Annotated in this window: 13 protein-coding genes; 2 read left to right on the top strand and 11 right to left on the bottom strand. The window is 63.1% G+C overall.

Annotation, left to right across the window (positions count from 1 at the left end):
* Positions 1-129 precede the first annotated feature (129 nt).
* The 8 genes from glgB to malQ all read right to left on the bottom strand — a co-directional run bounded on the left by glgB (position 130) and on the right by malQ (position 15,473).
* Complete coding sequence (gene glgB, locus AC2YB9_RS04940) at positions 130-2,022, bottom strand: 1,4-alpha-glucan branching protein GlgB (protein WP_487267646.1); 1,893 nt, start codon at positions 2,020-2,022, stop codon at positions 130-132.
* Between the two features lie 4 nt (positions 2,023-2,026).
* Positions 2,027-3,424, bottom strand: coding sequence for a maltokinase N-terminal cap-like domain-containing protein (locus AC2YB9_RS04935; RefSeq protein ID WP_487267645.1), 1,398 nt, complete (start codon positions 3,422-3,424; stop codon positions 2,027-2,029).
* Positions 3,421-5,262: a maltose alpha-D-glucosyltransferase gene (gene treS, locus AC2YB9_RS04930; RefSeq protein WP_487267644.1), complete on the bottom strand. Its 1,842-nt coding sequence runs from the start codon at positions 5,260-5,262 to the stop codon at positions 3,421-3,423. Before treS ends, AC2YB9_RS04935 begins: the two co-directional genes overlap by 4 nt.
* The gene (locus AC2YB9_RS04925; RefSeq protein ID WP_487267643.1) at positions 5,263-7,230 is read right to left on the bottom strand and encodes a maltotransferase domain-containing protein; all 1,968 of its coding nucleotides are present in this window, start codon (positions 7,228-7,230) and stop codon (positions 5,263-5,265) included.
* 109 nt (positions 7,231-7,339) lie between these two features.
* Entirely contained in the window at positions 7,340-9,487 is a 2,148-nt protein-coding gene (glgX, locus tag AC2YB9_RS04920) for a glycogen debranching protein GlgX (protein ID WP_487267642.1), read from the bottom strand.
* A 75-nt stretch (positions 9,488-9,562) separates the two neighbouring features.
* Positions 9,563-11,209, bottom strand: a complete 1,647-nt coding sequence (treZ, locus tag AC2YB9_RS04915) for a malto-oligosyltrehalose trehalohydrolase (RefSeq protein ID WP_487267641.1) — start codon at positions 11,207-11,209, stop codon at positions 9,563-9,565.
* Between the two features lie 9 nt (positions 11,210-11,218).
* The gene (gene treY, locus AC2YB9_RS04910) at positions 11,219-13,489 is read right to left on the bottom strand and encodes a malto-oligosyltrehalose synthase (protein ID WP_487267640.1); all 2,271 of its coding nucleotides are present in this window, start codon (positions 13,487-13,489) and stop codon (positions 11,219-11,221) included.
* Positions 13,490-13,505: 16 nt separating this feature from the next.
* The gene (gene malQ / locus AC2YB9_RS04905) at positions 13,506-15,473 is read right to left on the bottom strand and encodes a 4-alpha-glucanotransferase (RefSeq protein ID WP_487267639.1); all 1,968 of its coding nucleotides are present in this window, start codon (positions 15,471-15,473) and stop codon (positions 13,506-13,508) included.
* Positions 15,474-15,536: 63 nt separating this feature from the next.
* Here malQ and AC2YB9_RS04900 point away from each other — a divergent pair, with 63 nt between their 5' ends.
* The gene (locus AC2YB9_RS04900) at positions 15,537-15,878 is read left to right on the top strand and encodes a DUF1801 domain-containing protein (RefSeq protein ID WP_487267638.1); all 342 of its coding nucleotides are present in this window, start codon (positions 15,537-15,539) and stop codon (positions 15,876-15,878) included.
* Positions 15,879-15,900: 22 nt separating this feature from the next.
* Here AC2YB9_RS04900 and AC2YB9_RS04895 read toward each other — a convergent pair whose 3' ends face one another.
* Together AC2YB9_RS04895 and AC2YB9_RS04890 are read right to left on the bottom strand one after the other, a co-directional pair.
* Entirely contained in the window at positions 15,901-16,086 is a 186-nt protein-coding gene (locus tag AC2YB9_RS04895; protein ID WP_487267637.1) for a hypothetical protein, read from the bottom strand.
* A 69-nt stretch (positions 16,087-16,155) separates the two neighbouring features.
* Entirely contained in the window at positions 16,156-16,617 is a 462-nt protein-coding gene (locus tag AC2YB9_RS04890; protein ID WP_487267636.1) for a glutaredoxin domain-containing protein, read from the bottom strand.
* A gap of 244 nt (positions 16,618-16,861) precedes the next feature.
* On the opposite strand from AC2YB9_RS04890, the gene AC2YB9_RS04885 reads away from it, so the two are divergent.
* On the top strand, positions 16,862-17,401 hold the full coding sequence (locus tag AC2YB9_RS04885) for a GNAT family N-acetyltransferase (RefSeq protein WP_487267635.1): 540 nt from the start codon (positions 16,862-16,864) through the stop codon (positions 17,399-17,401).
* A gap of 50 nt (positions 17,402-17,451) precedes the next feature.
* Here AC2YB9_RS04885 and AC2YB9_RS04880 read toward each other — a convergent pair whose 3' ends face one another.
* On the bottom strand, positions 17,452-18,381 hold the full coding sequence (locus AC2YB9_RS04880; protein ID WP_487267634.1) for an NADP-dependent oxidoreductase: 930 nt from the start codon (positions 18,379-18,381) through the stop codon (positions 17,452-17,454).
* Positions 18,382-18,503 lie beyond the last annotated feature (122 nt).

Here is an 18,503-nt window from a genome sequence, read left to right as displayed (position 1 = left end):
GGATATCGTGGGAAACTGTCACTCCTCACAGGTTGCAACCTGTCATAAGCGACAGTTTCCTGTGATGAGGTCAGATGTTTGAAACGGAACGCCTAGCCCCACGCCCTGCCACCGGGGGTCGCTGGCCAGTCAGGGCGTGAGCCAGAGGACGCCCGCCGGTGGAAGTTGCAGGACCGCTGACGCGGGCATCCCGTGCATCGCAACGTCCTCGGCAATCACTGCACCAAGGTTGCCGACTCCCGACCCACCATAAGTCTCGGCGTCGGTGTTCATGACCTCGTGCCACGTGCCTGCCGACGGCAACCCGATTCGGTAGTCGTGGTGCGGCTGTCCGGAGAAGTTCGCTACGCAGGCAACCTGTGATCCGTCGGAGCCGATGCGCAGGAACGCAATGACGTTGTTGGCCGTGTCGCTGGCATCGATCCACTGGAAGCCCTCGCGGCGGCCGTCGGAAGACCAAAGTGCTGGCGCCGATCGATAGTACGCGTTGAGATCGCTGACCAAGCGCAGGATGCCCGCGTGCAGCGGCTGCCCCAGCGCATCCCAGTCGAGTGATCCCGACTCGGCCCATTCCCCAACCTGGCCGAACTCACCGCCCATGAACAACATCTGCTTGCCAGGGTGCGCCCACATGAACGCCAGCAGTCCGCGTACACCGGCCGCCTTGTTCCAGTCGTCGCCAGGCATCCGCTGCCACAGGGAACCCTTGCCGTGTACGACCTCGTCGTGCGACAGCGGCAGAATGAAGTTCTCGGTCCAGGCGTAGTCGATCGAAAACGTCATCTCACCGTGATGGAAGGACCGTTGGATCGGATCGTGACTGAGATAGTCCAGCGAGTCGTGCATCCATCCCATATTCCACTTGAAGCCGAACCCCAGTCCGCCGCCGCTCGTCGGGCTGCTGACACCCGGCCAGGCGGTTGATTCCTCGGCAATCATGACAACGCCCGGATGATGTTTGTAGACCGTCGCGTTGAGTTCCTGCAGCAGTTGCACGGCCTCTAGGTTTTCCCGGCCACCGTGCTTGTTGGGCACCCATTCCCCCGCCTTGCGGGAATAGTCCAAATAAAGCATCGATGCGACCGCGTCGACCCGCAGCCCGTCGAGGTGGAACTCCTCGAACCAGAACAACGCATTCGCGACGAGGAAGTTGCGCACCTGTGGCCGGCCGAAATCAAAGACATACGTGCCCCAGTCGGGCTGCTCGCCTCGACGTGGGTCCGGGTGCTCGTAAAGCGCAGTGCCGTCGAAGCGGGCCAGCGCCCACTCGTCACGCGGGAAGTGCGCGGGTACCCAGTCGACAATCACCCCGAAGCCACGTTTATGCAGCTCATCGACAAACCAGCGAAAGTCATCGGGAGTGCCGAATCGCGACGTAGGCGCGTAATAGGAAGTGACTTGGTAGCCCCACGACCCACCGAACGGGTGCTCAGCAATCGGCATCAGTTCGACGTGCGTGAACCCGGTCTCGGTGAGGTAGTCCGCAAGCTCATCGGCAAGCTCTCGATAGCTCAGCCCAGGTCGCCACGACCCGAGGTGCACCTCGTAGATGCTCATTGGCGCGTCGAGCCATGTCGTCGTGTCGCGCTGACTCACCCACGCGTCGTCGGTCCAGGTGTGGCGCGAGTCGACGACAATCGAGGCTGTGGCCGGTGGCAGTTCGGTGCCGTAGGCCATTGGGTCGGCCTTTTCGTACCACTGCCCATCTGCTCCGTGAATGCGGAACTTGTAATGCGCACCAGCACCAACCTCCGGCACGAACAAATCCCACACGCCCGAGCCACCGAGTGAGCGCATCGGATGCTCGTCACCGCTCCAGAAGTTGAAGTCGCCAGCGACCTGCACGGCTTGCGCGTTTGGCGCCCAAACCACGAACGAGGTGCCCTCGACTGGCCCTTGTGGTCCCTGCAGCGTATGCACGTGAGCGCCGAGGACTTCCCACAATCGTTCGTGCCGGCCCTCGCTGATCAGGTGCAGGTCAAGCTCGCCGACCGACGGTGGCCAGGGGTAGGTATTGCTCACGGGGTCACTCACCTTCGGCCATAATCCGGTCGATCGATGCCAACGGCACCGTCAACCATTCGGGCCGGTTCGCATGCTCATAGCCGACTTCGTAGACCGCCTTGTCGAGTTCGAGCGCACGCAACAGGTCGGGCTCATCGCGTGGATCGTGCTCGGCCACCGAGGCATATCCATCACAGAACGCCGCGCGGTTGCGCGTAGACCAGCGCATCGCGCGGGCGACCTGCTCGGGATCCTCCGGCTGGCCGACGAGGAGCTGTTGAGCGACGTAGTCAAAGGACCGCAGCATGCCGGCAACGTCACGGACTGGCGACCGCAACGCTGAGCGCTCGGCCAGACTCGCGGCGGGCTCACCTTCGAAGTCCAGCAGCAACCAGCCGTGGATGGTCCGCAGCACTTGACCCAGATGTAGATCACCATGAACCGCTTGTATCGACACCGGCAGCGGGACGTCGGCAAGCCGCTCGAATGTCGTCTGCAACCTAGCTCGATGCCCGGCTAGCTCGGGAACCTGCGCCGACACGCGTTCGAGCCGGTCCAGCATCGACCGAACCGTACGCCCCATCTCGGCAGCGTCGGCTTCCTCCGTGCCGAGTGCTCGCGCGAGGTCGGTATGAACCTGGGCGACGGTCTTGCCGAGCCGGTATGCCTCGCCCACGAAGTCGCCGCCGACGTCTTCGGGTGCCAGATCCGACGGACCAGCCATGAAGTCGCGCACGCTGGTCGTCGCCATGACCCAGCCGTCGACTGCATCGGGCAGGAACCGTTGCAGCATGCCGACCGTAATTTCCTCGCCGGCAAGCTTGCCGCTAATCGAACCCAGCGGCTCAGCGATCTGCTGAGAACCGACTTCACGCAGCGCACGGTGCAGCACGAGATCCTTATTTACGCCGGGGATGAGTTTGCGGAACAGTTTGAGGATGTATTGGCTGCCGTAGACCAACGACGTGTTGCTTTGCTCGGTCGTGATCGGGTGCGCGCGCAGTCCGGTCGTGAGCTCGACTCCGGGCTCGGGTGTGAAGCGTAGATCGCCAACCTGACCGTCGTCGGCGATCAGGTCCAGGAGGTGCGCCGTAAGGTCGGCATCGCCGCTCGCCTCGTAACAGGTGCGCCCATCTTCCAGACCGATCGAGGCCGTTGTGGACACGTCGGGAACCTTGTCCTGGCGGCTGCCGATCAGCAACTGGTAGGACTCACGCCGATCGCCTTGTTCAACCTCGACAACTAAATGGATCAGCAATGGATCGCCGTCCAGCAGCGTCGTCCAGACCAGCGGGCGCACCGCGTCGATGTCGCGATCCTTACCACCGAACCATCGCTGGGTCGGCAACCAGTCCGGAAGTGCCGCCGCGATCTGCCCAATCAGTTCGCTTTCCATCGGGTCAGTCATAGGTTCACTCATATCCGGCTCCTCCGTTCGCCCTCATCGTCCAACTCAGACAACTGGAACCAATAAAAACCGTGGCCCGGCAAAGTCAGCAGATAAGGTAGCTCACCGATGCGCGGGAACCGTACGCTGCCGCTCAACTCGACCGGTGTGAAGCCGAGGTGTTCAGACAGATCGAGTTCGACCGGCTGCGGAAATCTCGACAAGTTGTTGACGCACAGCACGACGTCGTGCTCGCCGTCGGGACCTTCCCACACTCGTTTATAGGCAAGCACGCTCGGATTCGAGCCGCCCAAGTCAACGAACTCCCCCTCAGCGAATGATGGGTGCCCCTTGCGCACAGCGATCATGCGACGCGTCCAGTTGAGCAGCGACGCGGCATTGTCCTGCTGGGCCTCCACATTGATTGCCTCGTAGCCATAGGTCGCATCCATGATCGGCGGCAGGTAAACCCGGCCGGGATCGGATTTGGAGAATCCGGCGTTGCGATCGGGCGACCATTGCATCGGGGTTCGCAACGCGTCACGGTCGCCGAGCCAAATGTTGTCACCCATCCCAATCTCGTCGCCGTAGTAAAGCACCGGGGACCCTGGCAGGCTCATCAGCAACGCGGTGAACAACTCGAGTTGGTTGCGATCGTTGTCCAACAGCGGGGCGAGACGTCTACGGATCCCGATGTTGGCCTTCATGCGCGGGTCGGTGGCGTACTCCGCGTACATGTAGTCGCGCTCGTCGTCGGTCACCATTTCCAGCGTCAGCTCGTCGTGATTGCGCAGGAAGATGCCCCATTGAGTGCCCTCCGGAATGGCCGGCGTTTGCGCCAAAATCTCCGAGATTGGAAACCTTGACTCACGGCGTACGGCCATAAAGATGCGTGGCATCAGCGGGAAGTGGAACGCCATATGACATTCGTCGCCGCCGACCTCGGGATCGCCGAAGTACTCCACCACGTCGGCGGGCCACTGGTTGGCTTCGGCCAGCAAGATCCGGCCAGGATATTCGGCGTCGATCGTCGCACGTGTTCGGCGAAGATATTCATGCGTCCGTGGGAGGTTCTCGCAGTTGGTGCCTTCCTCCTCAAACAAGTACGGCACTGCATCGAGCCGGAAGCCGTCGATCCCGAGATCCAACCAGAACCGCAGGATGTCGAGCATTGCCGTCTGGACCTCCTCGTTTTCGAAGTTGAGATCCGGCTGGTGCGAGAAGAAGCGGTGCCAGAAGAATTGGCCCCGCACCGGGTCGTAGGTCCAGTTGGACGACTCGGTGTCAACGAAGATGATTCGGGCGTCCGCGTAAGCCAAGTCGTCGTCGCTCCATACGTAGTAGTCGCCGTAGGGACCGTCAGGATCATTTCGGGACTGCTGAAACCACGGATGAGCATCCGAGGTGTGGTTGAGCACCAAGTCCGTGATGACGCGAATATTGCGCTTGTGCGCCTCTTCGAGAAGAAACACAAAGTCGTCGACGGTACCGAACTCGGGCAACACAGCGCGGAAATCACTGATGTCATAACCGCCGTCACGCAGCGGCGAGGCATAGAAGGGCGGCAGCCAAAGGCAGTCGACACCGAGCCACTGGAGATAATCCAGCCTGCCAGCCAGGCCGCGAAGATCGCCCGTGCCGTCGCCGTTGGAATCCGCGAACGCCCGCACCAGCACCTCGTAGAACACCGCGCGCTTGAACCAATCCGGGTCGCTCGGTGCCTGCTCAGCATGCTGGAAGTCGCCCGCCTGGGGCTCGACCAGTGTGCCGTCATCGTCAACGGCCTCGCCGGTGTGCGGCGTCTCATCGAGCCCAATCAGACCGGCATCGGGCGCTGGCAGATCGGTCAGGGAATCCACTTCATCAGCCATTCAGACCTTCTTCCGCGGTTGGATCGTCAAGATATGCGCAACGGCCCGGGACGGGTCGAGACGTACGTAGTTGTCGGCACCCCAGTCGTATGTCTCGCCGGTGATCTCGTCGTGCGCGACGAGTCGCGTGTCCCGCTCCAGTCCCAGCTGCTGCAGGTCAAGATGAAGGGTCGCCTCGTGGGATTCGTGTGGGTCCATTGTGACGACGACAACGACCGTGTCACCGGTCTCGGGATCGACCTTCGAATAGGCGATTAGTGCGGCGTTATCGACGTCGTGGAAGTGCAGCGTCCGCATCTGCTGCAGCGCCGGGTGAGACCGCCGGATGTCGTTGAGCCTAGTGATCCAGGGCTCCAGTGACACTCCGGCCGCCATGGCGGCGTCAAAGTCTCGGGGCCGCAACTCGAACTTCTCCGAGTGCAAATACTCCTCGCTCCCAGGTGCCTGAGGCTCGTGTTCATACAGCTCGAAACCCGAATAGACCCCCCACGTCGGTGAAAGCGTCGCGGCGAGCGCGGCGCGGATCGCGAACATCGCCGGCCCACCGACCTGCAGATGCTCCGGCAGGATGTCCGGCGTGTTGACGAAGAGATTAGGCCGTGACTCATCCCAGTGGTCGCGGATCTCCTGGCCGAACTCAATGATCTCTTGCTTCGTGGTTCGCCAGGTGAAATAGGTGTAGCTCTGCGTGAAGCCGGCGCGGCCGAGCCCATAGAGCCGGGCCGGCCGCGTGAATGCTTCGGCCAAAAACAGCACGTCGGGATGCGTTTCCTTGACCGTCGCGATGAGCCACGCCCAGAAGTTCGTGGGCTTGGTGTGTGGGTTGTCCACACGGAAGATTCGTACGCCTTGGTCAACCCAGACCATCGTGACGCGCAGCATCTCCGCGTACGCGCGCTCTGGATCGTTGTCGAAGTTGAGCGGGTAGATGTCTTGGTATTTCTTCGGCGGATTCTCCGCGTAGGCGATCGTTCCGTCGGGGAGGACCGTGAAGAACTCCGGATGCTCAGCCGCCCACGGGTGGTCGGGCGCGGTCTGCAGGGCGAGGTCGAGCGCGACTTCGAGGCCGAGGGACTTCGCCCGTTTCACCAGCGCGGCGAAGTCCGTGAACGTGCCGAGATCAGGATGGATCGTGTCATGACCGCCCTCAGCAGCGCCGATCGCCCACGGCGAGCCGACGTCATCGCGCTTGGGGGCGAGCGTGTTGTTCTTGCCTTTGCGGTTGATGCGGCCGATGGGGTGGATCGGCGGGAAGTAGATGACGTCGAACCCCATTCGCGCGACCCGATCCAGGGCCTTCGCCGTCGATCTGAGCGTGCCGTGCTTCGGCCGCCCTTTCGGATCGACGCCGCCGGTGGATCGGGGGAACAACTCATACCAAGACCCGTATGCCGCCCGTTCACGATCGACCCAGATCAGATGCGGCTCCCCTTCGGTCAGAAACTCACGCACCGGGTCGTCATACATCCGTTGTTGAACGTCCTTGGCGAGGGCCGGTGCGAGTCGGTCATCGAGCGGGAGTTTGGTCGAGCGGAGTGCGGCCGCAGCAGCCTTGATAATGTTCTTGCCGCGGTTGCTGCCGACCCTTTGGTCCAGCAACCTGGCGCCGATCTCCAGATCATTGGCCATCTCGTCGGCGGTCTGGCCCGCCGCCTGCTTGACCGATGCCGTATGGGTCCAGGTCGACCACGGGTCGCCCCACGCATCGACGCGGAATGTCCAGGTGCCGGCGGTGCCCGGCACGATCGTCGTGGCGAAACGGTCAAGCCCGGAACCCTGCTCAATCATGCGGGCCGTGCGCTCCACACCGTCAGGGCCGCTCCACACCACGGTCGCGGCGACGGCGTCGTGGCCCTCACGCCACACCGTCGCTGTCACGGGCACGTGTTCACCGACCACTGCTTTGGCCCGATCACGCCCGCCAGAGACCTCAGGTCGAACGTCATCGATACCGAGTCGACCCGTCATGTCGAACGCGCTCCCCTCTGTGTCGCTGTCCCCTGCGCCGCTGTCCTCTGTGTCGCTGTGCCGTACTTCTAAGTCCTACCTTGCCAGTGAGATTTCATCAACACCACCGTCACACTGTCCCGGTGGCCTCCGGCTGGACTCGCGGAGCCTTGAGCAGCAGGAGCGATCGGCCCGGAAGAGTCACCTTCGCGCCGGCCAGCAACGGTTCGCCCGATGCTGGGGTCCCATCGGTCGACGTGGTGTCCAGCGTCGGCTCAAACGTCGTGCCGAACTCGACGTCAGGCAGCGTAAATTCGATCGGGTCAGCGCCTGCGTGCATCAGCAGCAGCCACGAATGGTCCGCCAGAAGCTGGCCCTCGCGCGTGCGGGACTGGCTGTTGGACCCGTCGATCCACATCCCGAGCGTGCGACATTCGCCGTCGTCCCAGGCCGCTTCGTCAAACTCTTCGCCGTCCGATCTGAGCCAGATCAGGTCGGGCCGGCCGGTCGGCGTCGGGCGTCCGTCGAAGAACTCCGGCTGGCGCAGCGCGGGGCTGTTGGCGCGCAGGAAGACCACTCGTCGAGCGAAGGCCAGCATCGCATCCGAAACCTCGGTGGTCGTCCAGTCGACCCAAGATGTCGCGTCGTCGAGACAGTAGGCGTTGTTGTTGCCGCCCTGCGTACGCCACCGCTCGTCGCCTGCCACAAACATTGGCGTGCCGGTTGACAGCAGCAGCGTCGCAAACACGTTGCGGGCCTGCCTGGCGCGTAGCTCCGTGACCTCCGGGTCGTCGGTCTCGCCCTCAACCCCGCAGTTCCACGAGCGGTTGTCGTTGGTGCCGTCGCGGTTGTCTTCGCCGTTCGCTTCGTTGTGTTTGTCGTCGTAAGACACAAGGTCCCGAAGCGTGAAGCCATCATGTGCGTCGATGAAGTTGATCGACTGCCACGGCCGGCGGAGGCTGTGATCGTAAAGGTCGGACGAACCGGACAGCCGGTAGGCGAGATCGTCGACGCCGGTGGCGCCACGCCAGAAATCACGGACCGTATCGCGGTAGATGCCGTTCCACTCGGCCCACTGGGCACCAAAGGATCCGACCATGTAGCCGTCACTGGTCGCATCCCACGGCTCCGCAATAAGTTTGCAGCGTGCAAGCACCGGATCCGTCGTGATCGCAGTCAGTAGTGCCGAATCACGGTCGAACGTCCCACCGCGCGGGCGACCCATAGTGCTGGCGAGGTCGAACCGGAAACCGTCGACTCCGAGTTCGGTCACCCAATAACGCAACGAATCTGTGACCATCCGGATCATCGTGGGCGAGCTCGCCTCAAGCGTGTTGCCGCAACCGGTGATATCGGCCATATTGCCGTTGTCGTCGTGTAGGTAATAGGCCGGCGCGTCGTAGCCGCGAAAACTCAGCGTTGGTCCGTCCGGGCCGCCTTCGCAGGTGTGGTTGTAGACGACATCGATGATGACCTCAATATTGGCAGCGTGCATCGCAGCCACCATCGTTCGGAACTCTTCAACCTCGTCGCCCGCCTCGCTCGCGTAGGCCGCGTGCGGTGCGAAGTAACCCAACGGGGAATAGCCCCAATAGTTCTGTCGTCCGGCGCGCACGAGCGCCGGCTCGTCGCTAAACGACTGGACTGGCAATAACTCGACGGCGGTGATGCCAAGGCGCAGAAGATGCTCGATCACGGCGGGGTGCGCGAGCCCGAGGTACGTGCCACGCAGCCGCTCCGGCACGTCGGGATGCAAGGCGGTGAAGCCTTTGACGTGTAGCTCGTAGATCACGGTCTCCTCGAACGGTGTTTCCAGTTTGGCACCGGTTTCAGGTCCACCCGGGCTCGTAACAACGCTGAGTGGGACGCTGCCCAAGGAGTCAACCGTGCTGGGCTCGACGCCCTCGGGATCGTCGGCATAGCCGTAAGCGGCCGCCATATCGGTCATCGAGCCACTGATCCGCCGCGCGTACGGATCGAGGAGAATCTTGTGCGGGTTGCAGCGAAAGCCGGTCTTAGGATCGTACGGACCGTGGACCCGGAAGCCATACTTCTGGCCGGCGGTGACGCCCGGCACTAGACCGTGCCACACGCCGAACGTCCGCTCGGTCAACTCGATGCGTTGCTCGTTGAGGTCGTCGTCGACCAGACAGAGCTCGACCCGTTCGGCGACCCTGCTGGCAACAGCGAACCGAACACCGCCAGCTTCCGGATGGGCGCCCAGCGGGAACGGTCGACCGGCAAGGATTCGCGAGTCTGTGATGAGTTCGGTGGCCATATGTCAGTCTTTCAGGTCGGTGTATCCGCGCGCGGAACCGGGATAGTTCGGGAGCCAGTCCCTCATGTCGAAACTTTAACCGGTGAATACAAGAGTTTTGCCGGAGGCGTCCAGCACCTCGACTGTCTCCTCGACAAAGTTCACGACGACCCGTAATGACCCGCGATACATCACGATCCATGAGTCGTCGTCGGCTGCATCGACCGCGAAGTCGTTCAAGGATGGGTTGGCAAGCTCGGGGTGCTCCCGGCGCATCAAGATGAGTCGCTGGTAGAGGTCGAGCGTCTCGCGATGCGCTGGCTCATCAAGCTCCGACCAGTCGAGCTTTGAACGCTCGTATGTCGCAGCGTCCATAGGGTCGGGGATGTCGGCTGCGCCCCAGCCGTGTCGTCCAAACTCGCGGCGTCGCCCGCTTCGCACCGCCGCGGCCAACTCAGGATCAGGAAAGGACGCGAAGAACTGCCATGGCGTCGACGCAGCCCATTCCTCGCCCATAAACAGCATCGGTGTGTAGGGGCCGAGCAACACGATCGCGGCACCGCACGCCAGCAGGTCGGGTGAGATCGTCGCCGAGATGCGGTCACCGGTCGCCCGGTTGCCGATTTGGTCGTGGTTCTGGAGGTATGCCAGAAAGGCGGTGCCCGCAAGCGACGCCGCATCGATGGAACGGCCGTGCGTCCGGCCCCGAAACGACGACCATGTGCCGTCGTGAAAGAACGCCCCCCGGAGGGTCTTCGCTAGGGCACCCGGCGCGGCGAAGTCGGCGTAATAGCCGTCGGTCTCCGCTGTCAGTCGTACGTGCATCGCATGGTGCAGGTCGTCGGACCACTGAGCATTCATGCCCAGACCGTGATCGGCCCGCGGCGTGACCGTCTGCGGATCGTTGCGGTCGCTCTCGGCGATCAACATGAGCGGGCGACCCAGCTGGTCGGACAGCGCCGCAACTTCGGCCGACAAGGTCTCCAGCAGCGTCAGCGCCCGCTCGTCAACGAGCGCGTGGACGGCGTCAAGACGGAGCCCGTCGACGTGAAAATCTCGTAGCCAGCTGAGTGCGTTGTCGAGGACGTAGGCTCTTACCTCATCGGAGCCGGATCGGTCGAGGTTCAGCCCCGGACCCCAGTCGTTCCGGCCCGCGAAGTAGGGGCCGAACCGACCAAGATAAGCCCCTGACGGTCCCAGGTGGTTGTAGACCACATCGAGGATGACACCGAGCCCACGTCCATGGCATGCATCAACGAACCGTTTGAACCCGTCCGGGCCACCGTATGGCTCGTGCACCGCACCCCAAGCGACTCCGTCATAACCCCAGCCGTGTGGGCCGTCGAAGGAGTTGACCGGCATCACCTCGACAAGATCAATACCGAGCTCCACCAGATGATCGAGCCGTTCGATCGCCGCGTCGAAGGTGCCGACGGGGGTAAACGTACCGATGTGCAGTTCGTAGATCACCGATCGTTCGAGCGTCCTTCCAGGCCACACGTCGTCGGTCCAGGCAAAAGCATCGTGGTCGTAGGTCCGAGAAGCCGCATGTACGCCGGCGGGTTGCCATCGCGATCGTGGGTCCGGCAGCGGCGTGGCATCGTCCCCGAGGAGGAAGGCGTAGTCGGTCCCTGCAATGTCGGCGTGCCACCAGCCGCCCTCGGCACGCGTCATCTCGTGCGGCTTACTGTCAACGACGATCTGAACACGTTCGTGATTGGGGCACCACACGCGAAACGGCATACGCCGACCTTAGTCCCGCACGAGGAGGGCCACCGGATAGCGATCGAGCACCGCCGACAGTTGTGCCTCGGCCCCGTCGATGCGGTCTCCGGTGATGACGTCGACCCATTGCCCGGCGGCGAGTGGAAGCACCGTGTCGCGCCAACCGCCCGCCGTGGCCAGGCCAGCGGGGAGTCGCGTGGCCAACACAACAAGGTCGGCACTGCGCGCATACGCAACGGCATGGTCGACAGCCGGTCCGCTGGCCTGCAACGGCGTGTAGCCGTCGAACAGGTCCGGGCGCTCACGCCGAAGCGCGAGCGCTCGGTGGACGACCAACATTTTGGCCGCGCCCGATGCGTCAACCTCGGGCACAAATCCATCGCCGATCTGATCGAGTAGTTCGCGCCGCCGGCCGTAATCGACTGGGCGACGGTTGTCGGGGTCGACCAGCGAGTAGTCCCAAAGCTCAGTGCCCTGATAAACGTCCGGGATGCCAGGCGCGGTGAGCTGGATGATCTTCTGTGACAGCGAGTTCGACCAGCCCGGACCGGTTATTCTTCGCGCGAACGCCTCAACGTCGTCACCGACCAGGCCGTGGACCCGGGCCGGCCAATCGCGAATCGCCTGCTCGAATGTCAGGTCGGGTTCGGTCCACGTCGTTCGCAACTTGGATTCCCGCGCTGCCTTGAGTAGGTAGTCAACTATTCGTTCATCACTGATCGGCCATGCTCCGACCAGGGTCTGCCAGGCCAACAGGTTGAGCGATGGCTCATCAAGACCGCACTGTGCCGACCAGACTCGTACGGCGGCTGCGAACTCGGTAGCGACCTCTGCCAGCACCAACATTCGGGCGCGCGTGTCCTCTGATCTTTTGGTGTCGTGGGTCGTGAGCGTCGTCATCGTGGCCGGCTGGTCGGTGGCTCGAGCGGCAGCGAGTCGGTGCAGTTCATCGACGCCGATGCCCCACCGGTCCGGTGAGCCGCCGACCTCGTTGAGCGCGGCAAATCGGGTGTACCGATAAAACACTGTGTCCTCGGTGCCCTTAGCCACCACCATTCCGGAGGTCTGCTGTATTCGCGTCGCGAGCTCACCATCAGGGTTGCCGGTCACCTGACGGTCGAGCCGGTTGAGTGCCGCCACCAAATCCGGTCGCCGCATACGCGCTGCGGTGATCGCCTCGGTCCAAGACTCACCCACCTCGGGCAGGTACGACCGGTAAACCTTGAACGCGATCATCGTTTCGGCAACAGCATGTTCGGCGGTTTCGGCGTCAACTCCATCGATGAGCGCGGCGATCCGGCGTACCTCGGCCACAAGGATGTGATCGGTCACGAGACGTCGTGCGGTCAGCTCGACGTCGCGGAAATCCGTCGATTGGCCGAGCTCTGCCGCGAGCGCTGTCAACGGCGCTTCGCCGGCGGGGTCGATCAGGACACCGCAAATCTCGCCCAGAGCGTCGTATCCAGTCGTCCCGTCGATCGGCCAGCTGGCTGGAAGATCTTCTCCCGGGTGGAGAATCTTCTCAACGACTATCCAGGTTGTCGGTGCGGCCGCACGAAGCCAGCGCATGTATGTCGATGGGTTGGCCAGCCCGTCGGGATGATCGACGCGCAGTCCGGTGACTTCTTCATTCGCGACCCAGCGCAGCACCTCGCGATGGGTCGCCTCGAAGACGTCTCGCTGCTCAACGGAGATGGCCGCGAGCGTCACGATGTCGAAGAATCGTCGATAGTTCAGCTCGACGTTGCCGCGCCGCCAATCCACGAGTTCGTAGTGCTGACGGTCATGGACCTCTTGGGGAGTGCCGTTGTGATCGCCGTGGATGGGGAAACGGTGGTCGTAATAGACAAGCTCATCGCCGTCAATCAGCAGTTCGGACAGGTCCGCCGCCGAGCCCAAAATCGGGACCAAGATCCGTTGACGACTCCAGTCGATGTCGAACCAGTGCGCGAACTGGGACGCCAACCCTTTCGCCAACACGTCCCACCAGAACGGGTTGGCCGACGGCACCTCGATCGACATGTGATTGGGCACGATGTCGACGATGAGTCCCATCCCCGCAGATCTAATCGCGTCGGCGAGTTCGAGCCGTTGCGACTCACCACCAAGCGCCGGCCGCGCGATGCGCGGATCCGTGACATCGTAGCCGTGGGTCGAGCCGGGTGTGGCGTCAAAGATCGGCGAAACATACACTGCCCCGACGCCGAGTGCCGCCAGATAATCGACAATTTCGCGGGCAGCGTCAAAGCCGAACTCGGGACGCAGTTGCAGCCGGTACGTCGATGATGGCGTTGTCATGCGGTGACCCGATGCATCATGACGAACGACCACCGGACGTAACCGGGCGAGCTGCTCTCAGCGGCTCGATTGCGGCGCTTACCCGCGCGTCAGTGAAGAACTCCTCAAGCGAAATCCCCAACGGAATCCGCCAATTGGGATATTCGTCGATCGTGCCAGGCAGGTTCGGCTGCCGACGTTCACCAATGACATCAGTCGGGGCGCTGAGAACCAGGCAGGAACTGGCCCGCGCGATCACGGCGTGCAAGGCGACGATTGGGTCGTCGAACGGTATGCCTTCCTGAGCTATGAGTTCCATGAGCGCCGCACGGTCGGCGGCTGCCGCGACGTAGGCGTCATCGGCCGGTCCGTCGAGCAGGTCGAGCGAGGCCCGTAAACGGACATGTTCGGCTTCAAGCCACCCGGTAGCAGTCGGGAGGTCATGCGTCGTGATGCTCGCCATCGTCTCGGGTTCCCATTCGGCGGGCGACAGGAATGGCTGTCCGGGTGCGTCCCAGTCGCGCTCGAACCAGAGAACAGCAGAACTCAGCATCCCGCGCTCATGCATCGTGCGCGTGACAACTTCCTCCACGGTTCCCAGGTCTTCGCCGACAATGATCGCGCCAGCCCGATGGGCTTCAAGGGCCAGAACCGCGAGCATCGCGTCCGCGTCGTAGTGCACATACGTCCCACGGTGGGCTGGCTCTCCGGGCGGGATCCACCACAATCGCCACATCCCCGCGATGTGATCGATCCGGATGCCGTCGGCGTGCCGCAACACACTGCGCACGACGTCCCGAAATGGCGCATATCCCGCTGCTGCCAGTTCGGCCGGCTTGAACGGCGGCAAACCCCAGTCCTGTCCTAGCTCGTTGAACGCATCGGCTGGGCATCCAACCCGAACTAATGGCGCGAACATTTCGCGCTGCGACCACGTGTCCGGACCCCCTGCACTCACGCCAACGGGAAGGTCATGGACGATCCCGACGCGCATCCCGCCAGCATGGGCGGCGGCTCGAGCGCCATCGAGCTGTTCCCTGCACAGATGCTGGAGCCAGACGTGGAACGCGATGCGGTCGGCGAGGTCTACCCGTAGCTCGGCGACCGCGGCCCCGTCGGGGTTCTGCAGAGGCTCAGGCCAATCGCGCCAGTCGTCGCCGTGCTGCTCAGCGATCGCACAGAACGTCGCGAAGTCCTCGAGCTGTGGGTCCGGCTCGTACGAGCGCTCTGGTCGGTGCTGCCAAAGCAGTTCGAGCGCGCGCCGCTTGGCCTCCCAGACCGCGTCGTAGTCGATCAACGTGGTGTCGCGATCAGGGCGCCGTTCCAACACTGCTGCCTGGGTCGCTGCGTCGGCGTCGGCGAAAGCAGCAGTCGTGGTCACGGACAAATAGATTGGGTTGGCGAACCGGCGACTCGCCGGCGAGTAAGGCGACCGCTGGATCGGGTGCGTGGGAGCGATGGCTTGGACCGGGTTGACCACGATCACTCCGGCGCCTTGCTCCAAACCAGCGCGCCGAGCAAAATCGGCGAGATCACCGAAGTCACCCATCCCCCACGAGTTGGCCGATCGCAGCGCGTACAGCTGCAGCATCCAGCCCCACGCGAGCTCAATGTCGGGCATCCGCGCTGGCGCGACAATCAGCGTGACGTCCTGATCGTCACTGATGACGCGGTGCCAGCCGAGCGGCAAACTTGCCGGGATCATGTTGCTGCTCTCGAGCCGGCTGCCGTCCTCGAGCATGACAACGGCCGGAACCTCGAGCGGCCGAGAGGTTCCTTCCACAACAACGATGGTCGGCGGAAGAGCCACTCGGCTCGCTCGCTCTCGGACAAGATCCAACTCGCGGCATATCGCACTCGGGCTGGATGCGTCGACGCCGAGCATCGAGAGCACTGCGACGACGAGGTCGTCGTCGACGTGTACGGGCTGATGGTCGGACCCCTCGTACTCCGTCGCCACGTGATGGGCTGAGGCCAGCGCGGCAAGATCCGACGTAGGTGTCACCCGTCCAGCATGCTGCGCATTCGCATCCAATGCCAACTTGACGAACGCAAGTAGAGTCCGCCTATGGCTAATGACTGGCGATCGGACCTTGTCGAACGGATACGAGCATTGATCGTTGAAGCCGAGCCGGACGTTGTCGAAGAGATAAAGTGGCGCAAACCCACGAATCCGGACGGCGTACCGACCTTCTCCTGCGCAGGGCTGATCTGCACCGCTGAGACCTACAAGGACAAGGTGAAGGTCACTTTCGCGAAGGGCGCCTCGCTCACCGACGCGGACACGCTGTTCAACGCAAGTCTCGACGCCGGAACCCGGCGCGCCATCGATATCTTTGGCGCCGACGAACTAAATACGACAACCTTCGTCGAACTCGTCCGCGCGGCTGTCGCGTTCAATCGAGGGTGACGTTCCCCGATCTGGAGCGCCCCTATTTGGCGCGACGGTGAAACAACCGGTGAAAGTTGACGTCGTAGCCCCACCCATACGCTCGCGGAGTCAGGATCCGAGATTCGTCCGCGTTCCACATACGCTGCGAAACACGCTTCTTGGTCGGGCGACGCCAGTCGTACGGAACCCCTAGAAACGTGCCGGTCTTCGGCTCATTGCCCTTCATGTCGTCCACAGTACGACGGTCCGGAGCGTCGAGCACGTGGTCATCGACCCATTCCACGGCCGCTGCGGGTTAAGCGGCGAGCTGACCTCGCACCCAACTCGGTGGCGGGTTCGTATGCGCTTCGTCCCCCACGAACACCGTGGGCACGGTTTCGTTGCCGCCGTTGACCTCGCGGACCCGGGCCGACGCCCGATCGTCACGCGACACATCAACCCACACTGCCTTGCGTCCGATCTTCCCGAGCGCAATGCGCATCCGGAAACAGTAGGTGCAACCGGGACGCCAGTAGATAAGCGGCACCCCACGTGCTGCGGCTTCCATACGCGCTGTGGTGTCGTCGATCGACCGGGGATAGAACAGCGGGGAGAATCCCACGGCGGCCAGCAGCAAGATGATTCCCAAGGTTAGGGAAACGACATCACGCCCGCCCGGCGCCAAGAGCACGACGCCAGCCAGCGCCAGCGCCGCCGCCGGGAGCCAGCGCATCGCGGTGCCACGAAGCCGGCCGGCTGTGCTGTCGTCAACGTCCATACGCCCACCGTACGCCAACCAGTAGAACGGGATCGCGCCTCGTTTCGGCTGTCCCAACGGTTAGCGGCGGTGACGATTCCATATCGCGGTAGCCACGCAATACGGCAGTACACCCACATCGTTGTCTCGACCACTTCTCGGTTTCAACACAGTCATGTTCTATGTCGGACAAGCGTTCAGCCCGCCCCGCGTAAGCCGTTGGCGGCCCGGCCGTTGTCCAGAATCGGATGTGGGATCCTTGAATATGACCAACACCGAAATTCGCATCCTCAGTGAAAACGAGTGGCAGCTCTATCGCGACGTCCGGTTGGCGGCGCTGCAGAATGCGCCGGAGGCATTCGTCGCCCGGTACAAGGACGAGGCGTCCTACGGCGACGACTTTTGGCGCGAACGGATGGTCAGCGCAGACCGCATAGTCGCCCAGCGCGACGATGTGCTTGTTGGTTTGGTCTGTTTGGGATTACACAATGACGATCCCGAGACCGGCGAGGTATTTGGGCTGTGGACCGCGCCGACGGCGCGTGGCGAACACACTGCGCAAAGCCTCGTGTCAGTCGCAAGCCGGAAGGCAGCAAAGGACGGCTGCCGGCTGCTCTACTTCTGGGCAGGCTCGGACAATGCCTCCGCAGTTGGCTTCGCGAGCAGTTTCGGGTTTCGTCCGACCTCGGAGCGACGGCCGGTGCGGGTTGCGGACGGTGCAAGCGAGAAGGATGCGGACGAGGTCGCCATGGTGTTGTCGCTCTCGGCCGACCCGACGCTGTCGACCAACCCCCATTTGAGTTAATCGGCCCCCGCGACTGGTCGGGAGTCTTTCCGCGTAGCCGGTGTCGCCGTTTAATCTGCCGAAGCCAGCAGAACGATTTTGCCCCGCGTATGCCGCTCGGCCAGCAGCGTGTACGCCTCGCGCACCTGTGCCAGCGGGAACGTGGCTGCGATCGGGATCGTCAGCTTTCCGGCCACGATCAGGTTGGCGAGTTCGGCAAGCATGTCAACAGTCGTCACCTGGTAGCCAAACACAATCTTGGCGCCGAGCCGCTTGGCCTCATCGAAGTCGATGATCGTGATCACTCGATCGACAGCGACGCCGAGTTCGATGGACAGCTCGACATACCCGCCGCCGAATGCATCGTAGGCGGCATCAATACCGTCGGGCGCGGCTTCGCGAAGCCGCTGGCCGAGGCCGTCACCGTGGTTCACGGGCTCTGCACCAACCGACCGTAGCCATTCGTCGTTCGCCGGTCCGGCGACGGCTAGCACCCGTGCACCTTCAGCCACCAGCAATTGAGTCAGGATCGAGCCGACACCGCCGGTCGCTGCGAATACGACCACAGTTTCGCCCGCCTCGACGGGCACGGCATCTACCAGGCCACGAGCGGTGCCTCCGGCGACGTACAGCGAACCCGCCTGTTCCCACGAGACACGAGGTGGTCGCGCGATGAGTTGGTCGGCGGGCACAGGAACGAACTCCGACTGCGCGGCTCGCTCGTCGGTCCAGCCAATGACCTCGTCGCCGACATTCCAGCCGCTGACCTGCGCGCCAACCTCGACAATCCGCCCGGCAAGATCGCTGCCCTGACCCGACGGAAAAGTCGACGGTGCGTTCTTGGCCATCCCACCCTCACGGATCGCAATCTCGCCCGGATTGATCGACGCTGCGACCACTTCTACGACGACCTGATCAGGCAAAAGCGTGGGTTTGGCAACCTCAACTACCTTGAGCACATCGGTCGGGCCGTAATGATCAAAACGCACTGCTTGTGGCATGTAATCGACGATAGCCCACGCCGGTTAACTCGCCGACGCTGTGACACTGTGACGCCAAGGAGCGCACATCATGGCTGACAGAACGTTCCTGCCCTGGGCTCGAACATATGTGTCGGCACCGA

The organism is Aeromicrobium changchenzhani, from assembly GCF_057586615.1.
The sequence above is the reverse complement of the archived record's forward strand: the minus strand, read 5'-3'. Positions and strand labels throughout refer to the sequence as shown.